11 protein-coding genes and 1 pseudogene are annotated in these 16923 nt (G+C 63.3%); 10 read left to right on the top strand and 2 right to left on the bottom strand.

The genetic code is table 11. The features are described 5' to 3' along the window. Positions 1 to 86 precede the first annotated feature (86 nt). From I8N66_RS18395 to I8N66_RS18350, 10 genes and pseudogenes are all read left to right on the top strand, one after another. Positions 87 to 1742, top strand: coding sequence for an amino acid ABC transporter permease (locus I8N66_RS18395; protein ID WP_291156316.1), 1656 nt, complete (start codon positions 87 to 89; stop codon positions 1740 to 1742). A gap of 10 nt (positions 1743 to 1752) precedes the next feature. Beyond that, on the top strand, positions 1753 to 2409 hold the full coding sequence (locus I8N66_RS18390; RefSeq protein WP_365887480.1) for an SDR family oxidoreductase: 657 nt from the start codon (positions 1753 to 1755) through the stop codon (positions 2407 to 2409). 17 nt (positions 2410 to 2426) lie between these two features. Further along, positions 2427 to 5459 carry an aminotransferase class III-fold pyridoxal phosphate-dependent enzyme gene (locus tag I8N66_RS18385; RefSeq protein ID WP_291156310.1) on the top strand — a complete coding sequence of 1011 codons (3033 nt, stop codon included), beginning with the start codon at positions 2427 to 2429 and terminating at the stop codon, positions 5457 to 5459. A 194-nt stretch (positions 5460 to 5653) separates the two neighbouring features. After that, a pseudogene (ugpC, locus tag I8N66_RS18380) lies at positions 5654 to 6830 on the top strand (sn-glycerol-3-phosphate ABC transporter ATP-binding protein UgpC). Then, positions 6823 to 8052: a sugar ABC transporter substrate-binding protein gene (locus I8N66_RS18375; protein ID WP_291156304.1), complete on the top strand. Its 1230-nt coding sequence runs from the start codon at positions 6823 to 6825 to the stop codon at positions 8050 to 8052. Before ugpC ends, I8N66_RS18375 begins: the two are co-directional and overlap by 8 nt. A 25-nt stretch (positions 8053 to 8077) precedes the next feature. Continuing rightward, entirely contained in the window at positions 8078 to 9031 is a 954-nt protein-coding gene (locus I8N66_RS18370; RefSeq protein WP_291156300.1) for a sugar ABC transporter permease, read from the top strand. Continuing rightward, positions 9024 to 9836 carry a carbohydrate ABC transporter permease gene (locus I8N66_RS18365; RefSeq protein ID WP_043625687.1) on the top strand — a complete coding sequence of 271 codons (813 nt, stop codon included), beginning with the start codon at positions 9024 to 9026 and terminating at the stop codon, positions 9834 to 9836. The genes I8N66_RS18370 and I8N66_RS18365 overlap by 8 nt, the downstream gene beginning before the upstream one ends. Positions 9837 to 9840: 4 nt before the next feature. Continuing rightward, on the top strand, positions 9841 to 11544 hold the full coding sequence (locus tag I8N66_RS18360; protein WP_291156294.1) for a trehalase family glycosidase: 1704 nt from the start codon (positions 9841 to 9843) through the stop codon (positions 11542 to 11544). Positions 11545 to 11558: 14 nt separating this feature from the next. Then, a complete protein-coding gene (locus tag I8N66_RS18355) occupies positions 11559 to 12593 on the top strand; it encodes a LacI family DNA-binding transcriptional regulator (RefSeq protein ID WP_291156291.1) in 1035 nt (344 codons plus the stop codon). A 126-nt stretch (positions 12594 to 12719) separates the two neighbouring features. Continuing rightward, positions 12720 to 14732, top strand: a complete 2013-nt coding sequence (locus tag I8N66_RS18350) for a beta-galactosidase (RefSeq protein WP_291156288.1) — start codon at positions 12720 to 12722, stop codon at positions 14730 to 14732. Positions 14733 to 14997: 265 nt separating this feature from the next. Here I8N66_RS18350 and pcaF read toward each other — a convergent pair whose 3' ends face one another. Then, positions 14998 to 16203: a 3-oxoadipyl-CoA thiolase gene (pcaF, locus tag I8N66_RS18345; protein WP_291156285.1), complete on the bottom strand. Its 1206-nt coding sequence runs from the start codon at positions 16201 to 16203 to the stop codon at positions 14998 to 15000. Beyond that, positions 16203 to 16923 (bottom strand): CoA-transferase subunit beta (locus tag I8N66_RS18340; protein ID WP_291156282.1); only part of this gene is annotated, 721 nt, incomplete at its 5' end. The genes I8N66_RS18340 and pcaF, both read right to left, overlap by 1 nt.

The following is a 16923-nucleotide window of genomic DNA, read 5'->3' as shown; positions in this document are numbered from 1 at the left end:
AATTAAGCCCCTCAACCCGGCCGGCTCCGGCGCGTGTCTGCGCTCGGTACCCGGCGCCTCACTGTTTCATGCCCCCGGAGGAATGAATGTCGTTCCTGAGAAGCGTGCGTCCGAGCAATCTGATCATTCTGACCGCGCTGCCCTTCATCATCTATCTGTTCATTTCCTCCGGCGACTATCAGCGCTCGTTGAGGGCGATCCTCGGTGTCGAAAACGGCTCGTCAGCCTTCGTGCCGGGCTTTCTGGCGCTGGCGATCGCGTTCACCTCGGGTATCGCCGTGCTCGTGCTGTCGCGCGCGAAGGCGCCGCGTCCGCGCCTGGCAAATGTGGCGGCGCTGCTCAATCTCGCTGCGGCCGCAGTTCTCGTCATCGGCCACAATATCCATCCCTTCATCGCATCCGTCGTCGCCAATGGCGTCGATCCGTTCAAGTCTACGCTGATCGTCAAGGGCATGACCCCGCGGCAGCTGACCGAAGCTGCGGACCTGATGGTGCAGGGCGTCGAGGCGTGGCTATTTCCTGCCTACTTCGCCGTTACCCTGGCTGGCCTCGGTCTCCACTTCCTGAGCAGCCGTGCCGATGCCACTTCCGATGGAAAGGCACGGCGCGTCGCCCGCTGGATCATCGGTCTGGTCAACGGCGCCGGTCTCGTCTTCGTTTTCTTCTTCGCCCACATCGCCTTTGCGGCCGGTGTGGCGACCACCATCCGTGCGGCGATCGCCGCCTATCTTCTGGCAGCGCTCATGGGGCTTGTCTGGGTAGGGCTGTTGCAACTGCATTCGACGGTGAGGACCAGCCTTTATTTCTCGATTGCCACGCTGGTGCTGGCCGTTTCTGCCGGCTGGTTCCTCATGCAGCCGCGCGACACTTACGTGCTGGCCGGTACGCTGGACGGCAAGGTCGGCATCGTCACCAACACGCCGGCGGGCCTGATCAGCGCCGTGCGCTTCGGCCAGTATGACGGCGCGCCGCAGACGGAAACGCCGGTGCGCACCTTTGTCGGCCCGGCCGAGGCGCTCGCCTCGATAGCCAAGAGCGAGGGCGTTTCGGGGGCGCTGCTGCCAGCTGCCTCCGCGCCGGCTGATATGCCCGTCCTCTGGAAGACCGAGGCACTGAACGACCGCGATCGTGCCGCCGGCGTCACCGTCGCCGTCCTTGCGATCATCCTTGGCCTACTCACTTTCGGCGGCTACCTGCATCAGCGCCATCCGCTGGCGATCGGATCGGAGTTCATCGTCGACACGATCCGCGGCATTCCGATGCTGGTGATCGTGCTCTATGTCGGCCTGCCCTTGAGCGGGGCGCTGAAGGACGCGACGCAAGGGGTTCTCGATCCGCCGAACCTCATGCGCGGCATCGTCGCCATGGCGCTTGCTTATTCGGCCTATCTTGCCGAAATCTTCCGCTCGGGCATCAACGCCATCCCCGTCGGCCAGGTCGAAGCGGCGCGCAGTATCGGCCTCAACCGCTGGCAGACGGCGCGCCTCGTCGTGCTGCCGCAGGCTTTCCGCATCATCATTCCGCCGCTCGGCAACGAACTGATCGCGATCCTCAAGGACACGTCGCTACTGTCGATCCTGTCGATCCGCGACATCACCCAGCGCATGCGCGAGTTCCAGTCGGCAAGCTTTCTGCCGTTTGCACCCTATAACTCGGCGGCGATCTTCTACATCTTCCTGACGCTGGCCGCGGCCAGCCTCGTCAACATGATCGAGCGGAAATATGACATCAAGCACCGCTAGACCCCGCACGGTGCTGATCACTGGCACCTCCCGCGGGCTCGGCGCGGAACTCGCGCGGCTCTACACCGAGGACGGCTGGCGTGTGATCGCCTGCCAGCGGCTCGCGACCGATGATACGGCGGATCGGCTGGCGCTGGACGTTGCCGATGCAGCATCAATCGACGCTCTGGGGCGATCACTCCAGGGCGTCGCGATCGATCTCTTGATCAACAATGCGGCTGTGCGCGGCGATATCGGGGGCCTTGCGACGCTGGAGCCGGATGATTTTCTCGATGTGATGCGGGTCAATGCGCTGGCGCCGCTGCTGGTGACGCGGGCGCTCCTTTGGAACCTGCGCGCCGGCGAACATAGCGTCGTCGCCAATATCAGCAGCCGCGCCGGGTCGCTCGCCGAAGGCACGCTCGACGATGACGACGGCGACTATGCCTATCGCTGTTCCAAGGCGGCACTGAACATGGCGACGGTCAAGCTCGCGCAGGATCTGAGGGCCGACGGGATCTCCGTCGTCTCGCTGCATCCCGGCTGGGTGCAGACGGACATGGGCGGCAGCGAGGCCGTCGTTTCGGTGGAAGCGAGCGCGGCCGGGCTGAAGGCGATCATCGACAGCACAGGTTTGGCCGACAGCGGCAGTTTCCGCGCCTATGACAGGCGGCGGGTTTCGTGGTGACAGGACAGGCAGACAAAATGGCAGAGTGTGATTTGAGAACCGAGCAGGAGCTGGCGACGATCCGTGCCTGGCTCAAGGAGACCTACGGCATCGATGCGAGCCTCTCGCCGCTGCCGGGCGAGCACGATCTCAACTATCGCGTCACTGCCACCGATGGTGGCGAGTTCCTGCTGAAGCTGCATGCGGTCGGTGATGCGGATGAACTCGACATGCAGGTGGCCGTGCTTGAACACCTCGCCGCCAAATCGACGGATCTGTCGATTTCCCGCGCGCTTCGCACTCGCTCCGGAGGGGTCACAAGCGGGATCGAGCTCCGCGGCCGGCGCACGGCGCGGCTTCTTTCCTGGCTGCAGGGCGATATCTGGGCCAAGGCGGCGGTGCGCAATGTCGCCAGCGCCGAGAGCCTCGGTCGCCTGCTGGCCGGGCTCGACCGCAGCCTCGAAGGGTTCGTCCATGCCGGCGCCAAGCGGCTTTATGCCTGGGACATCGGACGCGCCGACATGCACCGCAAGCATGTGGAATTGATCGACGGCGCGGACAAGCGCGCGGCAGTCGATGCGATTCTGGAGCATTTCGCCACAACGGTTTTGCCGCGCCTTGCGACCTGCCCGATGCAGGTCATTCACAACGACGCCAACGACTATAACGTGCTGCTCGACGAGGACGGAACGGTCAGCGGCCTGCTCGATTTCGGCGACATGGTCGAGACCTGGCGGGTCATCGAGGTTGCCGTTGCATCGGCCTACGCGCTGATTGGCGCTGTTGATCCGGTCGGCACGATCGCTGCCCTTGCCGGAGCCTACCATCAGGTCAATCCGCTAAGCGAAACGGAAATCGAGCTGGTCTTTGATCTCGTCAAGACCCGTTACGCCGTCAGCATGTGCATGGCGGCAAAGCAGATCCGCGACAATCCCGAGAATACCTATCTGCTCGTCAGCCAGGAGGACGTCTGGCGCGAGTTGAACCGCCTGCAAGGCGAAAATCGCGTGATCGCCATCGCGCGCATCCGTGATGCCTGCGGCCTTGCGCCTATCCCGCAGGCCTCCGCCGTCGTGCGCTTGATCGAGAAAAATGAGCACGAATTCGCACAGATCATTCGGCCCTCGATCAGCAAGCCGAAGGTGACGGTGTTCGATTTCTCCGCCTCCGGACCGGAGGTGGCGCAATGGGCAAACCTCGACGCGGCGGAAGCCGAAGCCCGTATCATGGCCCAGATCGGCAGCGAAGAGGCCGCCTTCGGCATCGGTCTTTATGGCGAGGGTCGCGGGATCTATCAGGGTGACGCTTACGAGACGTCGGTGGAAGGCGCACGGCGCTCGGTCCATCTGGGTGTCGATATCTTTGCACCGGCAGGTGAGCCGGTCTCAGCGCCCTTTGCCGGCAAGGTTGCTTTCATCCACGACGATGCCGTCGCCTATGGTTTCGGTCCGACCGTCCTTCTCGAGCACGAGATCGAAAACGGCGTTCGCTTCTGGACGCTCTACGGACACCTGTCGCGCGACAGCGTTGCCAAGCTCTCCGAAGGGCAGGCGATCGCCAAGGGCGAAGTCTTCGCGGCCTTCGGTGCTGCGGAGGAAAACGGCAACTGGGCGCCGCATCTGCATTTCCAGGTCGTGACCGACCATCTCGGCCTTGGCGGCCGCATGCATGGCGTCGGTGTCGGCGACCAGTGGCAGGTCTGGCGCGAAGTGAGCCCGGACCCGAGCGTGGTCCTTGGCCTTTCGGTCCCGGTCTCGGTGATCGTCCCGCGCGACAAGGCCTTTCTCGTGCGTGAGCGCCATCGTCGTATCGGCCGCTCGCTGAGCATAGCCTATAGCGCTGCACCGCTGAAGATCGTTGGCGGCGAGGGTGCGCATCTGATCGACGAGGAAGGCACGCGCTGGCTCGACATGGTCAACAATGTCTGCCACGTCGGTCATTGTCACCCGCGCGTCGTTAAGGCTGCGCAGACGCAGATGCAGCGGCTGAACACCAACTCGCGCTACCTGCACGACACGCTGGTCGAATATTCCAGCAGGCTCGCGGCGCAGTTTCCGGACCCGCTCAACGTCTGCTTCTTCGTCAATTCCGGCAGCGAGGCGAACGACCTCGCGATCCGCCTGGCGCGCGCCTATACCGGCAACCGCGATATCATCACCGTCGACCACGCCTATCACGGGCACCTGTCGAGCCTGATCGACGTCAGCCCCTACAAGTTCGCCGGCAAGGGCGGGGAGGGGCAGGCGTCGCATGTGAAGGTCGCCGAAATGCCGGACCTCTATCGCGGGCGCTATCGCTACGGCGATGCGGATGCCGGCCGCAAATATGCCGAGGACGTGCGCAATCAGGTTGCTGCTCTTGCTGCCGATGGTCGCCGCCCGGCGCTGTTCTTCAGCGAAGGCATTCTCGGGACCGGTGGGCAATTGTCGCTTCCGGAGGGGTATCTGCGCGAAGCCTATGCGCATGTTCGCGCCGCCGGAGGCCTTTGCCTTGCCGACGAGGTACAGGTCGGCTTCGGCCGTGTGGGTAGCCACATGTGGGCGCACGAGTTGCAGGGTGTCGTGCCTGACATCGTCACCATGGGCAAGCCGATCGGCAACGGCCATCCCATGGCGGCCGTCGTGACGACCGAAGCGATCGCTGCATCCTTTGCCAACGGCATGGAGTATTTCAACACCTTCGGCGGCAATCCGGTCTCGGCCGAAATCGGTCTGGCGGTGCTCGACGTCATCCGAGACGAGCGGCTGGTGCATCATTGCCGCGTCATTGGTGACCGGTTGATGGATGGTGCGCGGGTGCTTGCCGGCAAACATGCGATCATCGGCGACGTCAGAGGCCACGGTCTGTTCAACGGCATCGAGCTGGTGCGCAACCGCGAGACGCAAGAGCCGGCAGCGCGCGAACTCGATTTCGTCATCGGCGAAATGAAGCGCAAGCACCACATTCTCTTAAGCAGCGAGGGGCCGCACCACAACGTGCTGAAGGTGAAGCCGCCGGCGCCCTTCAGCGCCGAGGACTGCGACCGTTTCCTCGATGCGCTGGACGATACACTTCAACGTCTAAGCGTCTGAGGCAAAAGACCAAAAACGGCCGCCCCCGGGCGGCCGTTTTGTCATTGCGCGCTGCTCTCACCAGCAAAATCGGTTCGATGCGATTTTCCGCTTTACAACGAAGTTAAACGTTTTTATCGTGCATATAAACGTTTAACTTGGTGCTGCTTTTGGGCCGATGGCCACAGCAGCGCTCCGCCGGCAGGGAGGGCCCGTTGGCAGCGATCCGCATCGACAATTTGCGCAAAGGCTTTGGTTCGCTCGAAGTCTTGAAGGGTATCAACCTCGATATCGCCGATGGCGAGTTCGTCTGCTTCCTCGGCCCGTCCGGCTGCGGCAAGAGCACGCTGCTGCGCTCGATCGCCGGTCTCGAGGATCTCGATGGTGGCTCGATCCACCTCGGCGACCGCGATATCACCGACGTCGCCTCGGCCAAGCGCGACATTGCCATGGTCTTCCAGAACTACGCGCTCTATCCGCACATGAATGTGCGCAAGAACCTGTCCTTCGGCCTGGCGCTGAACGGCATGAAGCGCGACGAGATCGATCGCCGCGTCGAGAGCGCCGCCGACATCCTGCGCATCAAGGAACTGCTCGCCCGCAAGCCGCGCCAGCTTTCCGGCGGCCAGCGTCAGCGCGTGGCGATCGGCCGCGCGATCGTGCGTGAACCGAAACTCTTTCTGCTCGACGAGCCGCTGTCGAACCTCGATGCCGGGCTTCGTGTCACCATGCGCGTCGAACTGGCGGCACTGCATGAGCGTCTCGGCGTGACGATGATCTACGTCACCCACGACCAGGTGGAAGCGATGACGCTTTCCGATCGTGTCGTCGTGCTCGACAAGGGCAAGGTCAGCCAGTTCGGCACGCCGCTCGAACTCTTCTACCAGCCGGCCAACCTGTTCGTCGCCGGCTTCATCGGTTCGCCGCGCATGAACTTCGTGACGACCGAAGTGACATCGCAGGTCGATACTTCGGTGACGCTTGCCGGCGGCGGTCTCGCCCATCCGCTGACGCTCGAAATGCTCTCGGCCGCACCGGTCGCCAAGCCCAAGTCGGTGACGCTCGGCATTCGTCCGGACAAGATCGAGCTGGTTTCGGCCGAGGAAGGTCACCTCGTCGGCGATGTGCGCCTGGTCGAGCGGCTCGGCACCGAAAGCCACGTCCATATCAGCCTTGAAAACGGCGGCGGCATGACCGCGGTCGTGCGTGGCACGCATCCGGTTTCCGCCCGCGAGCGCGTGCATCTGCGTCTGCCGGCCGAGCATTGCCATCTGTTCGATGGCGAGGGGCAGGCGGTCGCGCGCAGGCTCGATGTCGAGACGCAGGCGCTCATCAATCAGGAAAAGGCAAAGCGGGTCGCGTAACCCGTATGAGGAGGAGAAGCATGCTTAACAGGAAGTCGATCATCGGCTCGCTGATGGTTCTGGCGATGGCCGGAACCGCAACGGCCCGCGCGGAAGAAGTGCTGCGTTTTGCGACCTGGGACACGGATGAAAGCCTGGCGATCCAGCAGGAATTCGCCAAGAAGTTCGAGGAAAAGCACCCGGGCGTGAAGGTTCAGGTCGAGCCCTATGCAGACGGCTACGATCAGAAGCTGATCGCCGCCTTCGGCGCCGGCAACCCGCCTGACGTCATGTATATGTGGAACTTCCCGCAGTACTACACGTCGCTGAAGCCGCTCGACGATCTGATCGCCAAGGACGCGGCCGAGATCAAACCGGACGATTTCCCGAAGGGCCTGATGAACACGGTTCGTGTCGAGGGCAAGACCTACGGCATGCCGTCGGGCTTCACCACGCAGGTTGTGTTCTACAACAAGGACATGTTCGCCAAGGCCGGTGTCGAGGAGCCGAAGGACGGCTGGACCTGGGACGACCTGCGCGCCAAGGCCGCCAAGTTCCGCGACGAGCCGAACAAGGTCTATGGCTTTGCCGTCGACGCCAAGCCGGATCCTTACGACTTCGAGCAGTTCCTCTGGTCGAACGGCACCAAGTACATCTCCGACGACGGCAAGCAGATCGACGGCTACATGAACAGCGATGCGGCTGCGCAGGTGCTCGACATGTTCGGCGACATGGCCAAGAAGCAGGAAGCGATCACGCTGAACCTCGGCGATGACACGTCGGGCAGCACGCTCTTCAAGGGCGGCAAGATCGCCATGTTCCAGAGCGCCATGTGGTCGAAGTCCGGCATCGATGCATCTGGCATCAAGTATGGCGTGGCGCCGCTGCCGAAGTTCGGCGACAAGACCGCGCATTCGGCGCTCGGCGTCTCGGCGATCTCGATCGCCAAGGATGCGGCCCATCCGGACCTCGCCTGGGAATTCGTCAAGTTCTTCTCGTCGCCGGAAGCGGTCGCCATGCGCGTCAACGACCTGCCGGTTCGCACCAGCGTCGCGGAAGAAAAGGGCATGACCAAGGACCCGATCTACAAGCCCTTCTTCGACATCCTCGCGACCTCCAACACCGAGACCCATGCGTTCCTGAAGAACGCCAACTGGGGCAAGGTCCAGGACAATCTCGCCCGCGCCATCGAGGCGACGATGATCGACCAGGGCAATGCCAAGCAGCATCTCGACGAGGCGGTTGCCCGCTCGAAGCGGCTGATCAAGTAAGAAAAGGGAGCCCGGGGAGATGGACATGACCTATGCAACAGCCGCAGTGCCGGCCGTGGCCAAGCGCAAGCGCTCGGCCTTCGCGCGCCACATCGCGGCCTATTTGTTCATCTCCCCGTGGATCCTCGGGTTCCTGTTCTTTACGCTCGGCCCGCTCGTCTTCTCGCTGACGATGAGCTTCTACGACTGGCCCGTCGTCGGCGAACGCACGTTTGTCGGCCTCGAGAACTACCGCTCGATGCTCTTCGAGGACCCGCAGTTCTGGGAGAGCCTCTGGATCACGGTGAAGTTTGCGGCAATCTACGTGCCGTTCAACATCGTCATGTCGTTCCTGCTGGCGCTGATGCTGCATCACATCACCTTTGCCAGCGGCTTCTTCCGCACTGCCTTCTACCTGCCGAGCGTCATTTCCGGCGTCGCGCTGGTGACGATCTGGAGCTGGATCTACAGCCGGGAATATGGCCTGCTGAATTTCATGCTGTCCTTCGTCGGCATCGAGGGGCCGAACTGGCTCGGCGACCCGAACCTGGCGATCGTCGCGATCATCATCGCCAGCCTCTGGGGCCTCGGCGGCACCATGCTCATCCTTCTGACGGGCCTGAAAGCCATCCCGAAGGAACTCTATGAGGCAGCAACCGTCTCGGGCGTTCCCGGCTGGGCGCAGATGCTGTTCATCACGCTACCGATGCTCGGCCCGATGCTGCTTTTCACCTTCATCACCTCGATCATCTCCGCCTTCCAGCAGCTGACGATCGCTCTGCTTCTGACCAAGGGCGGGCCGCTCGGCTCCACCTATTTCTTCGCCATGTATATCTACGACAACGCCTTCAAGTATTTCGACATGGGTTACGCCGCCGCCGGCTCCTGGGTGATGTTCATCATCGTGCTCCTGCTCAGCCTTGGCGTCATGCGCTGGTCCGCCGCCTGGGTCTATTACGAAGGCGAAGTCCGCCAGAACGATGGAGAGCACAATGCGTAAGACGCTGCTCTATTCCGCGCTCATCCTGCTCTCGGCGCTGTTCATCGCGCCGTTCTACTGGACCTTCATGACGGCGATCAAAAGTTCAGCCGAGCTCTACCAGTTCCCGCCGGTCTTCTGGCCGTCGGAATGGCACTGGGAGAACTTTGCCGCCGCCTGGAACAAGCAGCCCTTCGGCACCTATCTCACCAATTCGCTGATCGTGGTGGTGCTGTCGACCATTGGCCAGCTGATTTCCTCGTCGCTGGTTGCCTATGGCTTTGCCCGCTTCCGCTTCCCCGGCCGCGACCCGCTGTTCATCCTGCTGCTTGCCACCATGATGATCCCGTGGGACGTGAAGATGATCCCGCTCTACATGGAGTTCAACCTGCTCGGCTGGATCAACACGCTGAAGCCCTTGATCGTGCCGGCCTACTTCGCCGACGCTTTCTTTGTCTTCCTGCTGCGCCAGTACATCATGACGGTGCCCATGGAGATCGACGAAGCCGCACGCATGGATGGCGCCAACGCCTTCGACATCTATTGGCGCATTCACCTGCCGCTGATGATGCCGGCGCTGGTGCTGGTCGGCACCTTCCACTTCATGAACGCCTGGAACGACTATCTCGGCCCGTTGATCTTTCTCAACGACCAGTCGAAGTACACGCTGACGCTCGGGCTTTCGATGTTCAAGGGCCTGCACGAGGTGGACGTGACGTCTATCGCCGCGATCACCGTCATCCTCTGCCTGCCGCCGCTCGCCCTCTTCTTCGTCGCCCAGCGCTACATCATGGATGGCGCGGTCGGCTCGTCGGTGAAGGGATAAGGGCATGCTGTTTGATATCGACTTTGTCCCCTTCAGCCGCAGGGGCCGGTTCCTGACGCTCTCGATGATGCGTGTGCCGGGCCGCGACGGCGAGCGGGCGCTTTATCTCCGCCACGTTGCCGGCGGTGACGAGCGGCCATCGCTCGGTCGCCTCTGCCGCGTCGAATTTCTCGAAGCGGCCGGAATGACCGCGACGCCGGTGCTGGTGCTCTCCCCGGAAAGGCTCGATGCTCGCATCGGCGAGGGCGAGGTGACGTTTGTCATCGGCGAAGGGGAACGGCTGCACATTGCCGGCAAGCGGGCCGGCGTGCGCTTCCATCTCGAAGGCTCGCGTTACGACTATGTCTACCGCACGCCACAAGGCGAGGATTGCCTGGTCGCCGCGGTCGAAAACGTCAAGTTCATTCCGCGCACGATCGCTGGCGAACTGAAAGTTACCGGCGCCTGGCAGCGCGACCATTCCGAAGACGTGTCCTTCGCCTTCTCAGGCGCGGAAATATTCGAAGGCAATTTCGATTATTTCCGAACCCTGCCGCCCGCTGTTCGGCCCGGCCGGTTCGCCGAGGCGCTTTCGAACTCTGCAGCAGAATTCTCTGCCTGGCACGCACGCGTTCCCGGCGGTGTCGATGGCCAGGACGAGGCGCACCGGCTGGCGAGCTATCTGCTCTGGGCGAACGGCGTGCCCGCCGGCGGCGCATTGACGCGGCCGGCGATCTACATGTCGAAGAACCACATGATCAACATCTGGAGCTGGGACAACGCCTTTTCCGCGCTTGGCGTGGCCGCCTTCGATCCGGATCTCGCCTTCGATCAGTTCGCAGCGATCTTCGACCATCAGGACGCCTCCGGCCTGTTGCCTGACTATATCAACGACCGCGACGTGCTCTTTGCGTTCACCAAGCCGCCGGTGCATGGCTGGGCGGTGTCGCTGATCGCGGCGGCCGATCCGAGCTTCCTGACGGCAGAGCGCAAGTCCTATCTGCGCGACGCCATCGGCAAGCAGGTCGAATACTGGCTCACCTACGGCCGCAAGGATGCGACGAGCCTGCCGTCCTATTTCCACGGCAACGACAGCGGCTGGGACAACGCCACCTTCTTCGCCGAAGGCGGCCCGGTGATCTCGCCGGATCTGCCGGTTTTCCTGATCCTTGCCTGCGAGACGCTGGCGGATCTGCTGGAAGACGACACGGAACGCCAGACGATGTGGCGGCAGAAAGCTGACGCCCTGCAGGCGTTGCTGTTCGACCGTCTGTGGACCGGCGAGACCTTTGGCGCTCGGCTCGCTGCGGATCCGGAGCGGATACTGCCGGGTGAAAACCTCATCCAGTTCATGCCGCTGCTGCTGGGCGCACGTCTGACGCCCGACATGCGCGAGAAGCTTGTGGCGCGGCTCGCCGCCGGCGGCTTCATCACCGAATGGGGACCGGCAACCGAAAGCCCGAAGAGTTCCTTCTACGAGGACGACGGCTACTGGCGCGGACCCATCTGGGCGCCGACCACGCTGCTTCTCTGGGACGGCCTACGCCGGCAAGGGAAGATTGAGCTCGCGCGCGACGTCGCGGAAAAGTTCTGTTCACTGGCGAGCAAAAGCGGTATGGCCGAAAACTTCGACGCGCGCTCGGGGAGGGGCCTTCGCGATCGCGCATTCGCCTGGACATCCGCAGTCTATCTTGTGCTGGCAGCATCGCTCAGCGCTGACAACCCGTGACGAGCAGAACCGCCATGCAGAGACCGACGATCAAGACCATTGCGCAGGAGACGGGGCTTTCCATCGCCACCGTTTCCAAGGCCCTGAAGCATTCGCCTCAGGTTCGCCCGGAGACGCGCGCGATCGTGATCGAAGCGGCGGAACGCGTCGGCTATGAGCTCAACATGCATGGCGTGCAGCTGCGCACCGGCAAGACCTATCAGGTCGCCGCCATCATGACCGCGCCTGGCCCGAAGCAGAACGAATGGGAAGGCGTCGAATACGCCCAGCTCCTGAGCGGCATTTCCTGGGCGCTTGAAGACAGCCCCTATCGCGTCTCGCTCTATGCCGTCCGGAATTTCGAGGAAAGCCAGGCGGTCATCAAGCAGATCGTTTCGCTGAAGAAGGCGGATGGCATCATCATCTCCGGCACGCGTGCCGACGATCCGCGGATCCGCACCATGCAGGCGGCGGACTTCCCGTTCGTCACCTACGGCACCAGCATTCACAATGCGCCGCATGCCTATGTCGATGCCGACAATGAGCAGATGATCCGGGTGTCGATGGCGCGTTTGGTCGAGCGCGGCCACCGACGCATCGCGCTGCTCAACCCGCTCTCGGACCTGAGCTACGGCATCACGCGGCTTGAAGCCTACAAACATGCGCTTGAAGTTGCAGGCCTCCCCTATGATCCGGCGCTCGTTGCCCATGGCCGCCTGACGCCAGCCTTCGGCCGCGAGAACGTGCTGACCATGTCGGAGCTGAGCAATCCGCCGACCGCCTATATCTGCGCCAACGAAGCCTCGGCGCTCGGTGCTTTCTCGGGTTTTCACGAGCGCGGGTTGGTGCATGGGCGTGACGCGGTGATCAACGCCACTGACGATCTCAATGTCAGCCAGTATTTCGCACCGCCGATCACCACCTACTACCTGCCGATCAGCGAGCCGAGCAGTCTGCTCGGCGCCTATATCCTCAGGCGCATGGAGGGCGAGCCGCCGGAGGCGCTGCAGACGCTGCTCATGCCGAACCTGATCGAGCGCTGCGACGACCGCCTGAACCCGAACCGTTGACGAAATTCGCGCCCAATCTGGGCGCTCTTTCATGTCCTTGAATATAAACGTTTATATTCAAGGACGCACAGACAAAACCCGAGGCCGGACCCAACCGGCCGTAAGACATGACGAAGGACCGGACCCGTGCACATGCCCCTGACGAGATCGAACCGCTTCAACGCCAAAGAACAGCAGACCGATATGCTGGAACTCGGCGTCTGCTACTATCCGGAGCAGTGGCCGCGCGAAAAATGGGAAGAGGACGCCCGCCGCATGGTCGAGCTTGGCCTTGCCTGGGTGCGCATCGGCGAATTCGCCTGGGCGAAGATCGAGCCCCGGTCGGGCGAGTTCCATTGGGAATGGCTGGACGACGCCATCGAGGTGCTCGGCAAGGCCGGCCTCAAGGTGATTTTGGGAACGCCGACCGCCGCGCCGCCGAAGTGGCTGATCGATCGTTATCCGGACATCCTGCCGGTCGACGTCAAGGGCGTGGTGCGCAAGTTCGGCGCCCGCCGTCACTACTGCTTCTCCAGCCGCCGCTACCGCATCGAGGCGGCGCGCATTTCAGAAGCCATGGCCGAGCGCTATGGCAAGAACGCTTTCGTCCATGCCTGGCAGACCGATAACGAGTACGGCGACCACGACACGATCTACAGCTATTCCGACGAGGCGTTGCACGCTTTCCGCGAGTGGCTCGAGGCCCGCTATGGCACGGTCGAGGAGCTGAACCGCGCCTGGGGCACGGCGTTCTGGGCGATGAACTATCTGAGCTTCGACGAGGTCGAGCTTCCGAACAATCTCGTGGAAGAGCCGAGCCCGACCCATATCGTCGACTATGTCCGCTTCTCCTCCGACCAGGTGAAGAGCTTCAACAAGGCGCAGGTCGACATCATCCGCAAGCATTCGCCGGGCCGCCCGGTGACGCACAACTTCATGTCGCAGAACACCGACTTCGACCATTACAAGGTCGGCGAGGACATCGATATCGCGTCGTGGGACGTCTATCCGATGGGCGGTCTGCTCAACGGCCGTCTCTCGTCGGAAGACAAGGGCCGGTATCTGCGCGTCGGCGATCCGGACCAGCCGGCCTTCAACCACGATCTCTACCGCGCGGTCGGAAATGGTCGCGTCTGGGTGATGGAGCAGCAGCCGGGCCCGGTGAACTGGGCCTCGCACAACCAGTCGCCGGCCGACGGCATGGTCCGGCTCTGGACCTGGCTCGCTTACGCTCACGGCGTCGACATGGTCTCCTATTTCCGTTGGCGGCAGGTGCCGTTTGCACAGGAGCAGTTCCATGCCGGCCTGCTCCTGCCCAACAGCGAGGCGGACCAGGGCTATCTCGAAGTCGCGCAGGTGGCCGAAGAGATGAAGCGTCTGCCGAAGGGTGAGCGCCGCGAGAAGGCCAAGGTCGCGATCCTGCTCGACTATAATTCGCGCTGGGCGACGCGTGCGTTGCCGCAAGGCCGCACCTATCTGGCGTCACAGATTGCGCTCGACTGGTATTCGACCGTTGCCCGCCTTGGCGTCGATGTCGATTTCATCGGCCAGCACTCGGACCTCGTCGGCTACCAGTTGGTGCTGGCACCCGACCTCGTTATTCCCGACCGGGCCTTCGTTCAGAAGCTTGCGGCGTCGGGTGCCAAGGTGCTCTTCGGACCGCGCAGCGGCAGCAAGACCGAGGACATGCACATTCCTGAGGGCCTGCCGCCGGGTCCGCTCGCCGCGCTGATCGACGTCAGCGTCGCCCGTGTGGAGTCGCTGCCGGAATTTCACGGTGAAAGCGTGCTCTACGGCAACGAGACCTATCCGGCCGGCGTCTGGCGCGAGACGGTCCGCACCAACGAAACCGTGCTTGCCACCTTCGAGGGCGACTATCGCAATGGCGCTCCGGCGCTCGTCGGCAACGACAAGGCACGCTACATGGCAACCGGCGCCCGCGGCGAGCTGCTGGACAAGGTGATTGGCGATGCGCTCGGCTGGGCCTCGGTCGAGGCGCTGGCCGATCTCGGCGACCTGCGCATCACCCGCCGCGGCAAGCTCACCTTCGCCTTCAACTACGGCAAGACGGCCGTGGACGTGCCAGCGTCTGCAGGCGCAACCTTCCATGTCGGCGGCCGCAAGCTCGGCCCCGTCGACGTCGCGATCTGGTCGGAATAGCACAGGGCCGAGCGGCCGCTTCGAACGCTGACGGTGGTGTTTGACGGGAGAGCCCTCATCCTCGCCCTCGTGGCGGGGTCCAGCGACCCGACGGACGTCGGGTCAGGAGACCCTTTCGGCCCAAGGACTTGGGCCTGCTGGATTCCTGTGACAAGCACAGGAATGACGGCAAAATTGGTTGCCCAGCTTCTCAATCGCTCGAAGCAAAGAGCCCGGCCTTCTCCAAGGCCGGGCTCTTTGCTTTTCGTATGGCTTGCGTCCGTGCTCAGACCCGTTCCAGCGCCACCGCGATGCCCTGGCCGACGCCGATGCACATGGTCGACAGCGAATAACGCCCGCCGGTCTCGTGCAGTTCGAGTGCTGCCGTGCCGGTGATGCGGGCGCCGGACATGCCGAGCGGGTGGCCGAGCGCGATCGCGCCGCCGTTGCGGTTGACGCGCGGATCGTCGTCGGCAATGCCGAGGTCGCGAAGCGTGGCGAGCCCTTGCGAGGCGAAAGCCTCGTTGAGTTCGATGACGTCAAACTGCTCCTGCGTGAGCCCGAGGCGGGCCATCAGCTTCTTCGAAGCCGGAGCCGGGCCGAAGCCCATGATGCGCGGCGGTACGCCGGCGGTTGCCCCACCGAGAACACGGGCGATTGGCCTGAGGCCGTATTTCTTCGCCGCCGCTTCCGAGGCGATGATCAGCGCCGTCGCGCCATCGTTGACGCCGGAGGCGTTGCCGGCCGTCACCGTGCCGCCTTCCTTTTTGAAGGGCGTGCCGAGCTTGGCGAGCGCCTCGATCGTCGTAGCGCGCGGGTGCTCGTCGCGATCGACGACAACAGGTTCGCCTTTTCGCTGCGGGATCGTCACGGCAACGATCTCTTTTGCCAGTCGGCCGTTGCCCTGCGCTGCCGCGGCCTTCGCCTGGCTGCGGACGGCGAAGGCATCCTGGTCCTCGCGGCTGACATGGAAATCCACGGCGACGTTCTCGCCGGTCTCGGGCATGGAATCGACGCCGTATTGCTTCTTCATCAGGGGGTTGATGAAGCGCCAGCCGATGGTCGTGTCATAGATTTCGGCATTGCGCGAAAAGGCGGTATCGGCCTTCGGTATCACGAAGGGCGCACGCGTCATGCTTTCGACGCCGCCGGCGATCAACAGCTCGGCCTCTCCGGACTTGATGGCTCGCGCTGCTGCGATGACGGCGTCCATGCCGGAGCCGCAGAGACGATTAATCGTCGTGCCGGTTACCCCCACCGGCAGACCGGCCAGCAGCAGCGACATGCGCGCAACGTTGCGATTGTCCTCGCCCGCCTGGTTGGCGCAGCCGAAGATCACGTCGTCGACCGCGTCCCAGTCGACATCGGTGTTGCGCTCCATCAGGGCGCGAAGTGGAATTGCGCCGAGATCGTCGGCCCGGACCGAAGAGAGTGAGCCGCCGAAGCGGCCGATCGGCGTGCGGATGTAATCGCAGATGAAAGCCTCGGCCATTAGGCTGCCTCTCTGTCGCCCTGGTGGGCCTTCTTGGTGCGGGCGTTGATGTCACGAAGGGTCTTGAGTTCCAGTTCCGTCGGTGCCGGCGTCTCGATCACCTCTTCGGCGAACTTGATGGCCCAGCCGCAATTCTCGACGATCTGCTCGCGCGTCACGCCGGGATGGATCGAAACGACGGTCAATTCCTTGGTCTCAGGATCCGGCTCCAGGATGCAGAGGTCGGTGATGACCCGGGTTGGTCCATTGGTCTTCATGCCCAGCCGTTCGCGGTGGTCGCCGCCTTCTCCGTGACCCATGGAAGTTATGAAGGGCAGTTTCTCGACGAAGCCGCGTTTCGAAAGCGCCATGGTGATGAAGATGCGGCCGCAATTGGAGGCGATCTCCGGAGCGCCGCCGCCGCCGGGCAGGCGGACCTTCGGGTGGTCATAGGGGCCGACGACCGTGGTATTGAGGTTGGCGAACTTGTCGATCTGCGCGCCACCGAGGAAGCCTGTGGTGATGCGCCCGCCCTGCAGCCAATAGCGGAACATCTCGGGCACCGACACGGTGAAGAGGGCCGTGTCGCAGAGTTCGCCGTCGCCGATCGACAGCGGCAGCACGTCCGGCTTGGTTCCGACTGTGCCGCTCTCGTAGATCAGCGTGATATCGGGTGCATGCGTCAGTCGCGCGACGTTGCAGGCGGCCGAAGGCGCGCCGATACCGACAAAGCAGATGTCA

The organism is Ensifer sp. SSB1 (assembly GCF_016652895.1).
Classification (GTDB): domain Bacteria; phylum Pseudomonadota; class Alphaproteobacteria; order Rhizobiales; family Rhizobiaceae; genus Ensifer.
Note: the sequence above shows the minus strand (reverse complement) of the source record. Positions and strands in the feature narration are given on the sequence as shown.

Excerpts from the sequence above, each read along its gene's own strand:
- I8N66_RS18395 (WP_291156316.1), top strand. The coding sequence starts at position 87 with ATGTCGTTCCTGAGAAGCGTGCGTCCGAGCAATCTGATCATTCTGACC.
- pcaF (WP_291156285.1), bottom strand. The coding sequence starts at position 16,203 with ATGGCCGAGGCTTTCATCTGCGATTACATCCGCACGCCGATCGGCCGC.
- I8N66_RS18370 (WP_291156300.1), top strand. The coding sequence starts at position 8,078 with ATGACCTATGCAACAGCCGCAGTGCCGGCCGTGGCCAAGCGCAAGCGC.
- I8N66_RS18360 (WP_291156294.1), top strand. The coding sequence starts at position 9,841 with ATGCTGTTTGATATCGACTTTGTCCCCTTCAGCCGCAGGGGCCGGTTC.
- I8N66_RS18385 (WP_291156310.1), top strand. The coding sequence starts at position 2,427 with ATGGCAGAGTGTGATTTGAGAACCGAGCAGGAGCTGGCGACGATCCGT.
- I8N66_RS18365 (WP_043625687.1), top strand. The coding sequence starts at position 9,024 with ATGCGTAAGACGCTGCTCTATTCCGCGCTCATCCTGCTCTCGGCGCTG.
- I8N66_RS18355 (WP_291156291.1), top strand. The coding sequence starts at position 11,559 with ATGCAGAGACCGACGATCAAGACCATTGCGCAGGAGACGGGGCTTTCC.
- I8N66_RS18375 (WP_291156304.1), top strand. The coding sequence starts at position 6,823 with ATGCTTAACAGGAAGTCGATCATCGGCTCGCTGATGGTTCTGGCGATG.